The organism is Acinetobacter sp. YH12241, from assembly GCF_013417535.1.
In the GTDB taxonomy this organism is placed as follows: Bacteria; Pseudomonadota; Gammaproteobacteria; order Pseudomonadales; family Moraxellaceae; genus Acinetobacter.
Genome location: NZ_VPDQ01000007.1, coordinates 1 through 17105, shown reverse-complemented (window position 1 = coordinate 17105; position 17105 = coordinate 1). Strand labels below are relative to the sequence as shown.

General features: G+C 40.7%; 14 protein-coding genes and 2 rRNA genes. 1 reads left to right on the top strand and 15 read right to left on the bottom strand.

Annotated elements, in window-relative coordinates; all coding sequences use genetic code 11:
- Positions 1 to 8 precede the first annotated feature (8 nt).
- From filE to FTV18_RS05825, 5 genes are all read right to left on the bottom strand, one after another.
- Positions 9 to 1238, bottom strand: a complete 1230-nt coding sequence (gene filE, locus FTV18_RS05845) for a putative pilus assembly protein FilE (protein ID WP_180017110.1) — start codon at positions 1236 to 1238, stop codon at positions 9 to 11.
- A 7-nt stretch (positions 1239 to 1245) separates the two neighbouring features.
- Positions 1246 to 2910, bottom strand: coding sequence for an OmpP1/FadL family transporter (locus FTV18_RS05840; protein WP_180017112.1), 1665 nt, complete (start codon positions 2908 to 2910; stop codon positions 1246 to 1248).
- Between the two features lie 12 nt (positions 2911 to 2922).
- On the bottom strand, positions 2923 to 4176 hold the full coding sequence (locus FTV18_RS05835) for a hypothetical protein (RefSeq protein WP_180017114.1): 1254 nt from the start codon (positions 4174 to 4176) through the stop codon (positions 2923 to 2925).
- A 38-nt stretch (positions 4177 to 4214) separates the two neighbouring features.
- On the bottom strand, positions 4215 to 5048 hold the full coding sequence (locus FTV18_RS05830; RefSeq protein ID WP_005234137.1) for a C39 family peptidase: 834 nt from the start codon (positions 5046 to 5048) through the stop codon (positions 4215 to 4217).
- Between the two features lie 190 nt (positions 5049 to 5238).
- The gene (locus FTV18_RS05825; RefSeq protein ID WP_180012441.1) at positions 5239 to 6369 is read right to left on the bottom strand and encodes a DUF6160 family protein; all 1131 of its coding nucleotides are present in this window, start codon (positions 6367 to 6369) and stop codon (positions 5239 to 5241) included.
- 261 nt (positions 6370 to 6630) lie between these two features.
- Between FTV18_RS05825 and FTV18_RS05820 the strand changes: the two genes are divergently transcribed.
- Entirely contained in the window at positions 6631 to 7968 is a 1338-nt protein-coding gene (locus FTV18_RS05820) for an anthranilate synthase component I family protein (protein ID WP_180017116.1), read from the top strand.
- Between the two features lie 32 nt (positions 7969 to 8000).
- On the opposite strand, the gene FTV18_RS05815 is transcribed toward FTV18_RS05820, so the two are convergent.
- The 10 genes from FTV18_RS05815 to FTV18_RS05770 form a co-directional block, all read right to left on the bottom strand.
- Positions 8001 to 9223 (bottom strand): IS3 family transposase gene (locus FTV18_RS05815; protein ID WP_180017118.1). Its coding sequence is split into 2 segments (ribosomal slippage): positions 8001 to 8887 and positions 8887 to 9223, totalling 1224 coding nucleotides; the frame shifts between segments, so codons are not numbered across the junction.
- A gap of 185 nt (positions 9224 to 9408) precedes the next feature.
- Positions 9409 to 10500 (bottom strand): histidinol-phosphate transaminase, encoded by a 1092-nt coding sequence (hisC, locus tag FTV18_RS05810; RefSeq protein WP_180017120.1) that lies wholly within the window; start codon positions 10498 to 10500, stop codon positions 9409 to 9411.
- Positions 10501 to 10618: 118 nt separating this feature from the next.
- Complete coding sequence (gene hisD, locus FTV18_RS05805) at positions 10619 to 11920, bottom strand: histidinol dehydrogenase (RefSeq protein ID WP_166139574.1); 1302 nt, start codon at positions 11918 to 11920, stop codon at positions 10619 to 10621.
- Between the two features lie 187 nt (positions 11921 to 12107).
- Positions 12108 to 12809 carry an ATP phosphoribosyltransferase gene (gene hisG, locus FTV18_RS05800; protein ID WP_005234128.1) on the bottom strand — a complete coding sequence of 234 codons (702 nt, stop codon included), beginning with the start codon at positions 12807 to 12809 and terminating at the stop codon, positions 12108 to 12110.
- A complete protein-coding gene (gene murA / locus FTV18_RS05795) occupies positions 12809 to 14065 on the bottom strand; it encodes a UDP-N-acetylglucosamine 1-carboxyvinyltransferase (RefSeq protein WP_159124271.1) in 1257 nt (418 codons plus the stop codon). Before murA ends, hisG begins: the two co-directional genes overlap by 1 nt.
- A 7-nt stretch (positions 14066 to 14072) precedes the next feature.
- Complete coding sequence (gene ibaG / locus FTV18_RS05790) at positions 14073 to 14324, bottom strand: BolA family iron metabolism protein IbaG (protein ID WP_004783413.1); 252 nt, start codon at positions 14322 to 14324, stop codon at positions 14073 to 14075.
- A 135-nt stretch (positions 14325 to 14459) separates the two neighbouring features.
- Complete coding sequence (gene hpf, locus FTV18_RS05785) at positions 14460 to 14792, bottom strand: ribosome hibernation-promoting factor, HPF/YfiA family (RefSeq protein ID WP_004783414.1); 333 nt, start codon at positions 14790 to 14792, stop codon at positions 14460 to 14462.
- Between the two features lie 185 nt (positions 14793 to 14977).
- Positions 14978 to 16423, bottom strand: coding sequence for an RNA polymerase factor sigma-54 (locus FTV18_RS05780; RefSeq protein WP_125279334.1), 1446 nt, complete (start codon positions 16421 to 16423; stop codon positions 14978 to 14980).
- A gap of 269 nt (positions 16424 to 16692) precedes the next feature.
- Positions 16693 to 16807: ribosomal RNA gene (rrf, locus tag FTV18_RS05775) — 5S ribosomal RNA — on the bottom strand.
- 202 nt (positions 16808 to 17009) lie between these two features.
- Positions 17010 to 17105: ribosomal RNA gene (locus tag FTV18_RS05770) — 23S ribosomal RNA — on the bottom strand; the annotation flags it as partial.

Genomic DNA, 17105 nt, shown 5'->3' with positions numbered 1-17105 from the left:
AATCGTCCTTATCGAATGGCGACTAGTTTTAGTTGTCCATAATTTGTCAGCATCTTGTCTTCAACATCTATGGCTGAAGCGAGTGGGGTCATTAATACATATTGGCTTTGCGCAGGAATCTGAATAATTCCCTGTATCTTCTCATGTTGAATAATATTGGCTTGTGCTTCCTGATTTTTAAAACCGCCCGCCCCTTCTAAAACACAGCCTCGTTCATCCAGAAATACAACAAATGGCCAGTAATAAGCAGGATTATTCTGACGGGAAGCATAAGACTGAATCTGAATATTTTTAATATCAGATTTTAGCTTCACAATTTCATAATCAAACTCATCTGATTTCAGCGGTGCCCGTGGCCACAGATTAATGGATTTACCTGCACTAATCTCTTTCGCATTCTTAACTTTTTTATCTTTAAAACACTGCTTACCTAAGCTTTCTACAGATTCAGGCTGAGAAATACGATAGTAGGTTTGAGCCAGTACAATAGGACCAGAATCTACGACAGGTTGTTGAAACAAGGATTTTATAATCGACTGTCCAACTCCTTTTTCACGCTCAATCGTCTGTACACGTGTTGACCCAATATTTTTATCAACTATCCCTTCAGGCATACTATAGAAACGTTTTTTACCTTCCAGATTAAATTCTTTATTTTCCAGATATTCACTATCCACATATTCCACCCCTTCAACCTGACTGAAACCCTGTTTTTGAACAGGATCAGGTACTGCCTGAATGACAGGTTCAGGGGTTTGAAGCTGTGTCACTGGTGGTAAGTGCTGCGGTAATCTAGACTCAACGTGTTTAGTTGGTTGTACTGGTTGTACTGGTTGTACTGGTTGTACTGGTTGTACTGGTTGTACTGGTTGTACTGGTTGTACTGGTTGTACTGGTTGTACTGGTTGTACTGGTTGTACTGGTTGTACTGGTTGTACTGGTTGTACAACCATATTATTTTTTTGCTCACCTGTTGTCACACTTTTTTCCACCGCCTTTGGCTCGGATTTTTTCAGATCCTGTGCAGTAGATGTAACGGGCGTAGTCAATTTTTTCGGAGTAGTGGCCGCTTGGTTTTTTGTTGTTTCTTTCTGCTCATTATTTTGACGTGGCACAACTAATGGTCGCCCATCGGGCCCAATGATCGTAATAAACTCTCTGGCATTTGTATAAAAAGACCATGGTACCAGACTTAATGCCAGTACCATTTTTATCCCTAAGTTCCCTGTTCTGATCATTTCTTCCTTACCAACGCGTGCGATAGTTCAAACCTAAAATTGTGATCTTGGTATCTGTTTTGACATTCAAGCCTGCATATGGATTCAGTAACAGGTTATTTACCCCGGTCTGGTTCGCTAGGCTACTGGTATTTGCTGGAATATTATCTTTACTGCGTAAGAAACCAATAGATAGATCCAGATCCGTATCTGCGTCAAAACGGTAGCCCACTCCTAAACCAAATAGCTGTGCATCATTAATCGGTACCATAGTATTGCGTTTATCTTTTGGAATGGCACTGGTACGTGGTTCATAGCCAGCACGAAGTTTCAGTCGGTCAGTTGCTGAATACTCTACTCCGATCCCGAAGTTCCATGGCGACTCAAACCTAAGCGGTAATGCAAGTGAAGAATCCGTTACATTGGCAGATAACAGTTTGGCAATCTTCAAGGCAGACAGGGTACGGTCGAACTCAAACTTGAATTGGTCCCAAGCAGCATAATCTGTCCAGCCAATATCAAAATTGACTTGTAGATCTGGCATTACCTTATATTTGATCCCCGCCTGAAAGTGAGCTGGGTATTCGAAATCCATGGAAACCAGACCCGATTCACTTGAAGGGATATAATTTGGAAAACCAAGAATTGCAGCTAAAATCTGGCCAGTTGGGGAGGTCATCAGACCTTTAATCATTTCCTGTGGTGCTTTGGCATTATCGATATGATATTTACCTTTTAAGCGCATTTTGGCAGCACTCTGGTAAACCATACCAAAACTGAAATCTTCAGTAGGCTCCCATAGAACACCCAGGTTATAGCTTGGACTTAAATTTTGTTCTAATGAAAGTTGCATTTGGCCAAATTTACCAAATGGGTTCATTCCTTCATCAGCATTACAGATCCCGAGCAACAAGATGTCAGTAATGATGTCAGAATTTTCTTTAAATGGTGTACATACGACTTCATCAATCATACGCAACATGCCAATCAGCTCATTGGGAAAACGTAAATCTGTTTTCATGGCAATGGCTTGATAAGACATCCCGATTGAAGCACCAATCGAAAGCTGGTCGTTGACTTCATAACCAATTGATGGAGATAAATATGTAATCCGCTCCAGAGCAACCTGTTGTCCCATAAAATTGGCAGGATTACCATCTTCATGACCAAAACCTGCAACTAGCGGTGCATAAACGGCAGTTGCATAAGTTGCTTTAGAGCCTGGTGGTTTATAAGAGACCCCCATGGTAGGTGCTGCCATCGGGAGGCCTTCACCCAAATCCACCATTTTTTTCAAAATTGGTACGTAGAGACTGACATACTCTACATCACCCTTCACTGGGCCCTTAAAATCTGTACATAAATCAGAAGACACTTCAGGTCCATCATTACAGACCATTGGATCATCTGAATAACCAAAAACGTTATATCCAGCAGGAACCGTAAATTCACGCTGAATATCAAAGTTCGCAACAATAATTTGCTGTTCGGTTTGTAAGCCTTCAATTTTAGCCAATGCAGCCGGGTTAAAGTGAATTGCATTCACTCCTGGCGGATCTGCAGTAACTGCGTTCCCCATAGACAATGCACGCAGGTCAACAGAAAGGTTGGTCCCTAATTGTGCAAAGGTATAACTTGAACAGCCCGCAAGAATAATTCCTGTTAATAACGGGCTAAGTCGAATGTTTTTCATACGACACCCCTATTAACTGAATTTCTTACCGAAACCTAAAATATCAAGTGGGAATGAAAGTCCCAGTGAAACATCTGGTGCATCTTCGGTCAGCCCTAATCCGACCGTACCATTTACAATGGTTTCTGGGGATACACGCACTCCTAAAGAAATCGCAAAAGTCGAGCTAGTCTGATCAGCGGCTGAATAGCTTTCACCCGTGTGATACTTAAATTCTGCACCAGTATTAAAGCTTTGCTGATAAGACATGGTCATGGAAACGTCATAGTTAAATGAATAAGCAAAACCGAAAGCAAAACCACCACTAATCCCTGGTTCAAACTCTTCAATAATGCGTGTACCGCGACGCTGATCTAAGCCCGATTCTTTAAACCCATAATTTGCAGAAACTGAGGCAAACAGCACCACTGGGTCAATATATTTACGTGTACTCGCCCCCACACCGGCTGAGTAATATCCCTTACCTGCAGCCAGATCTTTTGCTGCATTAATTTCATATGGACTATCACCTGTTTTAGTCGATAAATTAGCAAATAAAATAAGTGGTAAACGACCTGCTTTTAAAGGGAATGGCTCCCAACGTGCACCTAGACTAATATCCCCTAATCCTGCTGTAGAGGTATCTTTTAATAAATCTGTTTTAGCCACCAAAGGTAAGGAAGCTGTTAAGGTCAGGTTATCTTTCACCCCGTACTGAAAAGTGAAAGTATTGGTCAGGCTATGTGTTGCATTTTCCTGAACACGGAGCTGATACAACTGGCCCTGTGCCATTTCCATATCGAGTTGTGTATCTCGATAATAGGTATAATCAATATCGTAATAGGATGAAATTTCGCCTTGTTTAATAAGTGAGTATTGACGCTCATTTGAAGTAAATACTTCTTCTAGACTTGCTTCCTGAGTAGCATCTCCTTCTTTTTTCTGTAAGGCTTGAGATGCATCTACTGCTTGAGCGGCTGGAGCTTCAACAGGTGCAGCTGTTTCAACAACAGCTTCTTCCTGAACGGTTTCATATCCTCCCAGTTCAGGCTCTGCTACAGCTTCCTCCTGAACTGTTTCATACCCCCCAAGTTCAGGTTCTTCTACAGCTTGAGTTGCTGCTGGTTCAGGCTGAATATCAATGGATGCAGCAGTTTCGACTACTTCTTCCTCAACCGTTTCATACTCACCCAGTTCAGGCTCATCCGCAGCCCATGCCACTCCCATAACCATCTGAATGCTGAGCGCCAAGAATGTCTTGTTCATCCATTTACTGTTCATATCCATTTCACCATTTTTAATTTTTCTATAGCCATCTTTTCGTTTTATTTATTCTTGTAATAAAGTCTGAGAAAATTATATTGATATTCCCCAAATTTTTCTGAATCTACATTACGGTTACGATCCATACGAATAGTCGATGCTTTATCGGCAATTTTATCCATATAGAACTGTGGATACTGCATATCAACTAAAGCATAACGGTTAATGGTTGCATCTTCGACATGACGCATATCCGAATCTTTTAATGCCAAAAAGTTTTTTCGATATTGTTCAGGAACATTAATTAAATATAAAGTATTGTTTTCCCAAACTTCCTTAAATCGCTGTTCATCAAAACTGATATTACCCAGTGCTGGATCGGCAACATACACCCGTCCATTTTTATAAGCTTTGTACACGACAAAATGTTTAAATCCTGCATAGGAAATAGGAACAATGGCGGGTTGTCCCTGTTTAACCAGATCTTCAAATTCTCCGCGATAGCCACCACTTTCCAGGCCTAAGGCAGCAACAAAACGCTTCATATCAAGAAGGGAAAAGCTACGACGTTCGATGATTTTATCCGTTTCACCAAATTTCATTAGGCCATTCATGACTTGCTGCTCATCCAGCCGAGTACCCACATAGCCATTTAATAAAGTCGTAAGTGCTGCTGAACCACAACTATAATCGTAAGCCTGACGCACAATCCCCTGAAACTGGTCTAACAGTGCAGGTTTGACTTCCACATGTTCGCGGTGCATACGTACGAAAGAATCATTTCTTGAATCAAGAACTTCAGTATAGTGAACAGCGCCTGGTGGCTGTTTTTTAATATCCAGAGCTTCTTTGGCAGCGTAATACATCAATGCCGAGCCCAATGCAATCTCTAACATATTCTTTTACTTTTCTTATCATTGGCATGATGTGCCTAATTTTTCTTTTTATAGAGTCTTCACTCTACTTCCCTGTAACTAGAAAGATACCTTCTTTTTCAAAAAAATACAGTCTTTTTTTATTTTTTTAGATAGATGTGGTAGTCATAAAAAAAAGCGCGTGTAAACACGCGCTTTTTTACAATGAAATTTAGTGACCGCGAATAGTAATCACTGCACCTGGATGGTAAACACCTTGCTGTCCAGCTGGAGTATAGTAAGTTTGCATGCCTTGAACTTCTATATCACCAATGGATTTTGCATCTGCACTACCTAAGCGAATACCTTGTACTTTCATATCATGCGCACCACTTGTGCTCAGGATTTGTACATAACCTTTCTCGTTATCGCCAGCGCCTGTTGCCCCAAATACACTGATGTCTTGGTTCAGCGTTAAATTAGCAGAGTTTGCATCTGTGACTTTAATTGTATCAAGATGGATCACACCTGCTGCACGGTTTGCAGCATCTGAACCGTCACCGTCACCTTGCTTAGTCGAGTTATCCAAAATACCAAGATTTTGGATGGTTAAGCCACCGATCATGTTTGCATTCAATTTAACCATTGCGCCTTGTGGTGCTGCACCCAATTGGATATTGGCAGACATTGGGCCAGTTTTAACAGACAATCCAGTTAAAATATCATTAACTACACCTGTACCACCACGACGCAGTGCGGTAGGATCATCAGTTCCACTGGCTTGAATACCAATTTTACCAATTTTAATATCTAAACCTGAAACTTGGGCACCAATATTGATGAATGGATTGCCAGCCCCCGCATCAGAGTCAATAGTTAAATCTGCAAGGTTACGTGATGTTAAAAGATAAGCGCCATTATTATCATAGTTTGCACCAATCACAATACCATGACTTTCGTTTGCATCACCAGCGATACCATTACCATAGATAGTAATCGCAGCAGCTCCACCTGTACCACCTAAATTAACAGCTTTACGAACAGAATCATATGTAGCTGTTTGTGTTGGGATATTAACTACAGCACCACCTTGATTCGTTGGTAATGTACCCCTTGTATAAGCAATAGCATTATTTGCATCTAATACTAAGCCATTCATGTTAATTGATGCACTTATACCCAAACCATCATTGTCATGAATAAATAACTTTTCAATTTCAATTTTAGAGATACCAATACCAATACTAAGACCGTCTTGACCAGTTGTTTCACTTAGAGATGCATCATCCATTGCTTGCATCGCCATTGCGTTTGCACTAAAAGCAACTGAAGCAGCTAAAGCCAATTTTGTGAATTTTTTCATTGTTTACTCTCCCAAGAGTACTATTTTTTTTGGTTGTGAATCACTCAGTGCCGACGTTGTGTTTTTTATTTTCTGACAACGCAAAGCATCTTTCCTTGAGTAATTTTGCTCGCCCACTTAACTTAACGTCGAGTCATATTTTGATCAACTGTCGTTGGTCGCAATATTGAGCTTACCGACAAACGGTATTTGATGATTTAGAAATATTTTTTCCTATTCTTGATATAAAATACCGGCTCATATCGGAATATGCGCTACTGAATGAACGAAGCTCCTTACTATTGTCCTTTAAGTTTTGCATCTCTTCAGCTTAAAGATCTATTGCATGCATTAAGCCCCTTAGATCACCTGATATATTTAAATAATAATGGGCAGCCTTTTATTGCCTGCTGTGCACAGAAATATTTTATGGTGCAGGATGAACAAATTCAGTCATTTAAGAGAGTAGATATCGAGCAATATCAGGCTGATATAGCTGAACTCATCTTAGAGCTTGAGCAAACTCCAGATATTCAAGCGAATGAATTTTCTGGGGGTTATGTTGGGTTTATTGGCTATGATTACGCTGCTCAACAGCACATCCAATACCCGGAGCGAGCTCAACCTGGCTTATTTATCGGTCAATTTGATTCTTATATCAAGTTCGAAGCTGATCAATGGGTATTTTATAGTCATGATCCGCAAGCAGCAGATATTTTCAATCATCTTCAAACTCTATTAAATCAAGCCTCCATAGCGCCTAAGTTTCAATTAAAAACCCTTTGCAGCCCACGTTGGGACAAATCTCGCTATGCACAGACATTCCAGGATATTCAGGATTATATTCTAGCCGGTGATTGTTACCAGATTAACTTGACCCAGGAATTTACAGCACTGGCTGAAGGTTCATTATTAGAAACTGCACATGCTTTCTGGACATTAACCAATGCGCCATATGCGGGCTATCTTCGTATTGGTGATTTTGAATTATTGAGCTGTTCACCTGAACTGTTTATTGACTTTGAAGCACATCGAAAAATTGTCACTAAACCGATTAAAGGTACCATGCCACGTTTTGCCGATCCGGTGCTTGATGAACAATCCAAACAACGCTTAAAAGACTCAAAGAAGGATCAGGCTGAAAATGTCATGATTGTAGATTTACTACGCAATGACCTCAGTGTTTATGCAGAAACAGGTTCAGTCAAGACACCTAAGTTATTCAATATTGAGTCATTTAACCAAGTACATCATATGGTCAGCGAAGTCGAAGCGACATTAAAAGAAGGTGTGCATCCTTTTAATGTATTGCTGTATGCACTTCCAGGCGGATCAATTACCGGTGCACCAAAGATTCGCGCCATGCAAATTATTGAAGAGTTAGAAGGTGCTCCACGTGGAGCGTATTGTGGTTCATTAGGTTATTTTAATTTCGATGGAACAGGAAGCTGGAATATTCTGATTCGCTCCATTCAGAAATATCAGGATGAGGTTTCGCTTTGGGCCGGTGGTGGAATTACGATTTCTTCGGATTGTGATGCGGAATATCAGGAGTGTTTTGATAAAGTCGAGGCCATGCTGGGTTTACTCAATACCTGGTATAAACCTGTCTTGTCCTGAAATAGATTGACAGTATTCCACTTCAAACCGAGTTAAGCAATTAGCTCGGTTTTAGTTTGCTCATACGTCTGATTCGGGGTGTTCATATTTAAACTTAAATGTGGTCTATAGCAATTATAAATCATAATAGATTCCGCAATTAAGTGATCTAACTCCTTCATGGTTTGACATCGTGTAATTAAAAACTCCTGCTTTAATATTCCATTAATCCGCTCTGCTAATGCATTCTGGTAACAGTCTCCTCCATCTGTCATAGAAGGACATACCCCATAATGGCGTAATGCCGATTGATATAGTTCAGAGCAATACTGAGAGCCTCTGTCTGAATAATGAATCATCCTTGTCGCTCGATCCGTCACATGCTGCATCGCCATATGTAGAGCCTGCACAACATTCTCCGCACGCATATCATTCGATAACTTATAACCTTTAATCTGACGGGTATAAGCATCTGTCACTAAGGATAAATAATGTACGCCTTCAGCACTCTCAACATAAGTAATATCACTAACAAAGACTTCGTTGGCTTGCACTGCTGAATAATCCTTTAATAAATTTGGATGCTTCTTCATCCAATGCTTGCTATCCGTAGTTTTTGTATAGCGACGCTTGGGGTGAATCAATAAATTATGCTCTTTCAATATTTTAAATAACTGATCCCGTCCACACTTTAAACCACGCTGCAACAATTTGCCTTTAATAAGCCAATACAGCTTACGTGTTCCGATACTTGGCATGAGACAACGATATTCCATAACCAACTCAAGTATTTGTTCAGTTGCTTGTGCAGTCATTTGAGCACGTTTTTCTGCTTGATAATAAGCTTGTCGGGTGATTCCCAACCACTGACAATAACTTGAAACGCTTAGTCTTCTTTGGCTTTGCCAATCTTTGAAACGTGCTCGGTATACTTTTTTCCAAGATCAGTCCCACATTCTTTATCAATGTGATAAATCACATCCTGAATAAATTCAGTTTTAAGCTTTTCTGCGGCTAACTGCTTTTCTAATTGGCGGATTCGTTGTTGGGGGGTTAATTGGCGTTTAGAAGAAGTCGGCATATTCGAAGTCCAGTCCTGTTGTCCGTGCTTGCGTAACCATACCAGCACAGTTGATCTTCCTTGAATACCATATTTTGCCTGAGCTTGTTTATAAGTAATTTGCCCTTTTTCTACTTCATGTACAACCATCATTTTAAAGGCGAAGCTATAATCACGTTGTGTGCGTTTAACTCGTTGTTCTTGTGCATGTTCCATAAAATAAGTCTCTTAAGGTGTAAACTTATTTCAGGACGGGACAACCTAAATAAATAAAAAAGCGACTCGGTTGAGCCGCTTTTTTATAAATCTCCCCTAACCCCTCTTTATAAAAGAGGGGATTCTCTCTCTTTAAAAAGAAAAAGGTTCCCTCCTTTATCAAAGGAGGGTTAGGGTGGATTTAATTAAGCTAAAATATCATTCTTCAATGTATCTACTAAACGCTGATTTTGCTCATCTGTACCAATGGTAATACGTAAAAATTGATTGATACGAGGTTTATTAAAGTAACGTACGATAATGCCGCGTTCCCGTAATTCAGCTGCTAACTCACCTGCATCTTTTGATGGTAGTGAAGCAAAAATAAAGTTCGCACTTGATGGCAAGACTTTGAAACCAAGCTCATTCAACTGATTAACCAGTTTTTCACGACTGGCAATTACTTTGGCATTTTGTGCTTCAAAGTATTCCTGATCTTCGAATGAAGCGACCGCAGCCGCAATGGCAAAACGATCCATTGGATAAGAGTTAAAGCTGTTTTTTACCGCTTCAAGCGCTGCAATCAGATGTGGTTGGGCAATCGCAAAACCGACACGTAAGCCTGCTAAAGAGCGGGATTTTGAAGTCGTTTGACAGACTACTAGATTCTCGTATTTATCAATCAAACTCACTGCTGATTCAGCACCAAAATCTACATAGGCTTCATCAATGACGACCACTGAATCAGGATTCGCCTGCAGGATTTCTTCAATGGCAGACAAACTAAGCGCAATACTGGTTGGCGCATTTGGATTGGTGATGATAATACCGCCATTTGGCTGTTTATAATCATCTACCACAATTTCAAAATTTTCATTCAGTGGCAAGATTTTGGTTTTGACACTAAAGAACTGGCTATAAACCGGATAGAAACTATAGGTAATATCTGGATAAAGCAGTGGCTGTTCCTGAATAAAAAAGGCTTTAAAGATATGTGCTAGAACTTCATCAGAACCGTTACCGACAAAGACATTTTCAGCAGCCACATTTTGTTGTTTAGCTATGGCATGTTTCAATTCAGATGCATCGGGATCTGGATAAAGGCGTAAAACATCTGCGCCATTGGCTAAAACTTTTTGCACCGCTTCCACGACTTTCGGTGATGGTGGATACGGATTTTCATTGGTATTTAATTTTAAAAGGTTTTGAATTTTGGGCTGTTCGCCTGGAACGTAAGGCTCTAGCTCACGGACTTCAGGGCTCCAAAAACGCATTTGCTCTATGGTGATATTCGACATTTTCTATTCTCAAATTCCCTCTCCTTTTCGGAGAAGGTTAGGGAGAGGTTAAATAATTCCCCTTACCTAACCTCTCCCGAAGGGAAAGAAATATCTTTTATTCAATATAAGTATTTAATTACTGATAACGGTAGCGTGCTGAACGGGCATGCGCATCCAGATTTTCCTGCTGTGCCAGAACATCTGCAGTTTTCGCAAGGGTTTTCACACCATCTTCAGAACACATAATCAGGCTTGAACGTTTCTGGAAATCATACACACCCAGTGGTGATGAGAAACGTGCTGTACCCGATGTCGGTAATACATGGTTTGGACCTGCACAATAGTCACCAATCGCTTCAGGCGTATAACGTCCCATGAAGATCGCACCGGCATGGCGAATCTCTTCAGCCATTTCTTGAGCTTCATCCAAACACAGCATTAAATGTTCAGGTGCTACTTGGTTAATCAGCTCAATACCTTCAGCACGATCTTTCACAAGCACTAATGCACCACGATTGGCAATTGAAGTGCGGGCAATTTCTGCTTTTGGTAGAGCTAGCAAATGCTCTTCAATTGCTTGTTCTACTTCATTGAGAAGCTGTTCATCAGGCGTAATAAATACAGCTTGAGCAACAGTGTCATGCTCAGCTTGAGATAACAAATCCATCGCTAACCATTTGGCATTGTTCTGCCCTTCTGCATAGACCAGAATTTCTGAAGGACCAGCAATCATGTCGATACCGACCTGACCAAATACTGCACGTTTTGCCGCAGCCACAAAACGGTTACCTGGACCAGTGATTTTATCGACACGTGGAATGGTTTCTGTACCATAGGCCAATGCAGCAACCGCTTGTGCGCCACCAATGGTAAATACACGGTGTACGCCAGCCAGATAGGCAGCAGCCAAGACCAATGGATTCAGTTCACCATTTGGAGCAGGCACCACCATAACAATTTCACCTACACCTGCCACATGTGCAGGAACAGCATTCATTAACACCGAAGATGGATATGAAGCCAAGCCCCCTGGAACATAGATCCCTACGCGATCCAATGGCGTCACTTTCTGACCCAAGGTATTACCTAGAGCATCGACATACGTCCAACCATCCTGTTTTTGTGCCTGATGGAATTCGCGAATACGGTTTGCAGCCAATTCTAAGGCTTCACGCACTTCAGTCGTTAAGCCTTCGAAAGCTGCTTTAAGTTGCTCTTGAGTCAGTTCTAAATCTGAAAATTGATGCGCTGGATGTCGATCGAACTGCTGAGTCAATTTAAGAACATGAGCATCACCATGCTGACGTACGTCAGCAATAATTTGGTCTACAGTTTTTAAAAGTTCAGGATCATTCACGGTTTCAAAAGCCAACAAGTCAGCAAACGCTTGCTTGAAGTTTTGATCTTGTGTCGATAAACGTCGCATCAATTTACCCATAAGGTTTGAATTCGAAGGCTTTAGTTTACCTGTTTTCAAAGACTTTGTCGGTAGCTAGAACAGACTTGTGCTATGAGTTTTATTGGAAATAGCTTTTGATAAAATTGATGAAAGCATTGAGCTTCTTATATTTATAATCAGCAATAAAAAACCGCCCAAAGTGGGCGGTCTTTGATCAAGCTTAAATTTAAGCTTTTTTCGCCTGTTCGCGTGCTTCCACTGCTTGCTCAAGCTGGGCAAGAATTGGATTCAGCAATGCTTGCTTACGTTTAAAGCTGGCTTTGTTCACAATCAGACGTGAAGAGACTTTGCAGATTTCTTCAAGTGGCTCAAGACCATTGGCACGCAGTGTATTGCCTGTATCGACCACGTCAACAATGTAATCACCTAAACCCACCAATGGTGCAAGTTCCATTGAACCATAAAGCTTGATCACATCAACCTGTTCACCGAGGCTCGCGTAGTATTGACGGGTCAGATTCACGTATTTAGTCGCAATTTTTAAACGGCCTTTCGGACGCTCCATGCCGACTTTACCTGCTGTCATCAATTTGCAGTTGGCAATTTTAAGATCTAATGGTTCATAGACATTTTGCGCGCCATGTTCCATCAACACATCTTTACCTGCTACACCGATATCTGCCGCACCATTCTCAACATAAGTCGGCACATCAGAGGCACGTAAAATCAGGATACGTACCTGTTTATGCGTGGTTGGAAAAATCAGCTTACGTGATTTATCCGGATCTTCCAGCAGGTTAATCCCTGCTGTTTCAAGCAGAGGTAAAGTTTCTTTTAAGATACGGCCCTTGCTTAATGCTAACGTTAAACCATGATCAAAATTGCCCATTACGTCAAAGTTTGGATCATCGTTTCTCATATCACTCATTAACTTACTCGCTTAATTTGGGCACCTAAACCTTGTAACTTTGCTTCGACATCTTCATAACCGCGGTCAATATGATAAATACGGTCAATCAATGTTTCTCCTTCGGCTGCAAGTGCTGCAAGAACTAAAGAGAATGAAGCACGTAAATCTGTTGCCATCACAGGTGCTGCAGAAAGTTTTTCTACACCCGTTACGACAGCATCATTACCTTCGACCTGAATATTGGCTCCCATACGGGCCAATTCAGGAACATGCATAAAACGGTTTTCAAAAATCGTTTCAGAAATTGTGGCAAATCCACGACCAATAGCATTGACTGCCATCAATTGGGCTTGCATATCTGTTGGGAAATCTGGATGTGGCAAGGTACGGAAGCTCACCGCTTTCGGACGTTTGCCCATCATATCCAGTTCAATCCAGTCATCACCACGAGTGACTTCTGCACCCATTTCTTCAAACTTATCCAGTACAGCTTCCATTAAAGCTGGATCTGTATGTGTGGTTTTAACACGACCACCTGTAATAGCTGCAGCAGCCAGATAAGAACCAGTTTCAATACGGTCGGCCACTACTGCATATTCACAGCCATGCAGGCTTTCTACACCGGTAACCACTAGGGTATCGGTATCTAGACCTTCAATTTTCGCACCCATCTTAATCAGCATTTGAGCAAGATCAGTAATTTCAGGTTCGCGCGCCGCATTACGAATCGTGGTCACACCATCCGCCAATACTGCAGCCATCAGAATATTTTCAGTACCACCCACAGTCACCATATCAAAGACAACTTCACCGCCTTTCAGACGACCATCGACTTTAGCATGGACATAGCCGGCCTCAACCTCAATCTCGGCACCTAAAGCTTCTAGTGCTTTCAAATGCTGATCGACTGGACGAGAACCAATCGCACATCCACCTGGCAGGGATACTTTTGCACTACCGTAGCGCGCCAATAGAGGACCAAGCACCAAAATAGAAGCACGCATGGTTTTTACGAGTTCATAAGGTGCAAACTGGTTATCCAAAGTAGAGGTATCTGCAATAACTGTATCGCCTTCATAACTAATCGTGATCCCAAGACCTGCGATCAGCTTTACCAAGGTATTTACATCTTTTAGATTTGGAACATTTTTAAGTGTGATTGGCGTATCAGCAAGAATCATTGCTGCTAATAATGGAAGCGCTGCATTTTTTGCACCAGAAATACGCACTTCACCGTCGAGCTTAATACCGCCCTGAATTAAGAATTTATCCATTAATTGATTAAGCTCCAAATAAGCTTGCTTTACGCCATTCTTCTTTGGTCAATGCACGAATGGTCACAGCATGCACTGCACCACTGGCAATATGGGAATTGAGAGGAGCATAAACAGCTTGTTGACGTGCAACCGGACGTTTACCTTCAAACTGATCATCCACAATACGGAGATCGAATTTTCCGCCCTGACCACTCACAGCAACATCCGCCTCAGGAAAAGCGGCTTTTAAAATTTCAGCGAGCTGTTCATTATTCATCACAAGACCTCTTATAGGACTAAGGGTGTAAAACGAGTCATTTTACTATAAATGTAAAAAATAATTCATTAGTCACATACATTATATATATAAAAAAAGAGGCTTTTAAAAACCTCTTTTTCCCCATTTGGTCGCTTAAATGGCTAAACTTTGATGATTCAGCTGCATTTCGCGATATCGGTCAATCTGTTTTTTTAATTTTTCCGTCAAAATTTTAATTGAGGTATACATGTCATCAGCATTAGCATGGGCAAAAAACTCAATACCCGGTAAACGGACAATCGCTTCTGCGATATGGTTACTACTGCCTCTTTTTGAGCGCTTATCAATCTGATGATCTTTGGAAAGCTTAACCTGCATGCTGTTCACCTGATCCAGATGTTTGGTCATCTGTGAAAATTTCGTTTTTATAGTTTCTTCAATCGCTGGCGTAATTGATAAATGATGTCCACGAATTGTTATTTGCATAGTTCTATCCCTCACCTTCGTTAGGATCAGAAGAGTCACAGTTAAAAATGAAAAGAATACAATAACTTGCTCAAGCAAAATCGTGATTTAAAGCATTTATTCAGATCATTTTTACCATTCCTCAAAAGAAAAAAAGATTCATTACGATGTCATAATGAATCTCTAGAATAATCAAATTTCAAAAACTAGATCAAGACTTTTCGCTCAGAAGAGGAAGGAATATGTAACGATTCACGATATTTCGCGACCGTACGTCGTGCCACATCAATCCCCTCTTCTTTCAAAAGATTGGCAATTGCATTGTCAGATAAAGGCTTACGTGCATTTTCTTCAGCAATCATTTTCTTAATTTTGGCACGGATTGCAGTAGATGAAGCCTCACCACCCGAAGTCGTTCCCACATGACTCGAGAAGAAGTATTTCAGTTCGAATAATCCACGTGGGGTCAGCATATATTTGTTAGTCGTTACACGAGATACAGTTGATTCATGTAGTTCCACTTCTTCAGCAATATCACGTAAAACCAGAGGCTTCATACCTTCAGGGCCAATTTCTAAAAAACTTTTCTGATGTTCAACAATACAGGTGGCTACTTTCAATAAAGTTTTATGACGTTCATCGATGCTTTTAATAAAGTTTTTCGCTTCCAGCATCTGATTACGCAAATATTGATTATCTTCGCTCTGATCAGCACGACGAATCATATTGGTATAAAAAGAATTTAGTCTCAACTTAGGCATCACATCAGGGTTTAACGTCACCTGCCAGCAGTCATTCTTTTTCATTACCACGACATCCGGGATCTGATAATCAGATTCCTTACTTTCAAACTCTAGTCCAGGATATGGCTTAAGAGTTTTCAGCAAATCAACTGCACAGCGCAATTGTTCCTGATTTAAGCCAGTTTGCTTAATGAGTTTTGGTAATTCATTGGTAATCAGCAGCTCATAATGTTGCAGCAATTTAACCGCATCATTACGACAAGGGGTATTAACTGGCAGGCTATCCAACTGAATCAATAAACACTCAGCTAGGTTTCTGGAACCCACCCCAATCGGATCAAGACGCTGAATATGCTTGAGAACAACGAGTACTTCATCCTCTTCGATTTCTTCCTCATAATCCATGGAAGATAAAAGATGCTGTACTGATGCAGTAATTTCAGAAATTTCTGCATCCAGAAAACCCTTTTCATCTAGAGAATCAATAATGCAGTAGGCAATCAGCTGATCAATGCGAGAAAAGTGTAGCAGATTAATCTGCTCGAGCATATATTCTTGTAAGCTTTGCTGGCTTTGACGATTGTCTTCGCGCTCTTCAAACTCTGCTGCACCTAGACTTGTCGGTTGATGAGTATAGACATCATCCCAGTCGGTATCTACAGGGAGATCGTCCGGAAGATGGTCTGCATTGAGCTCATTGGTTAAATCCTTTTGACTCGCATCAACAGTAGAAAGACTTTCAACACTGATTTGCTCTTCAACTTTTTCTAACAAAGGATTACTATCAAGTTGTAGCTGGATTTCTTGCTCTAGTTCCAGACTGGATAATTGTAATAAGCGGATTGCTTGTTGTAACTGTGGAGTTAATGACAGCGAGTTGGCAATTCGTAATCCCACTGATAATTTCATATGACCCCCTAATAAAAATCTCGTTTTATAAGCAATTTTCATGCCGCTTTAACTTTTATAACATAGTTTGATAAAAAAACACACAAAACCATAATGATTTCATGAACTGTAACGTCATTTTTATATAATTTTTTAAGCATTATTAATCACTTATTTTTATTAAACAGTATTCAACTGATTTGTAAATTAATATAATTTGGCTTAATTTTCTTAAATTCCAGGCATAAAAAAAAGCCCCCTGCGTGAGCAGAGGGCTTTTAGGAATAATGAGCTGGCGATGACTTACTCTCACATGGGAGACCCCACACTACCATCAGCGCTAAGAGGTTTCACTTCTGAGTTCGGGAAGGGATCAGGTGGTTCACTCTTGCTATGGTCGCCAGCACAACTGGTATGCTTACTCGCTATGGTCTTATTTACGTTGCTTGCGCTTCGTTTGCCTAGCTTTCTTCAAATAGAATGCATTAACAGATGTATCTGAGTTGCTGTAGTTTGTTCGATTAGCTTAACTAAATCAAGGCTTCGTCTGATCGTTAGATCAATATGAAATCAATTGATGCTTTATATACAACTGCTTGGGTGTTGTATAGTCAAGCCTCACGAGCAATTAGTATTGGTCAGCTTCATACATCACTGCACTTCCACATCCAACCTATCAACGTCGTAGTCTTCAACGGCTCTT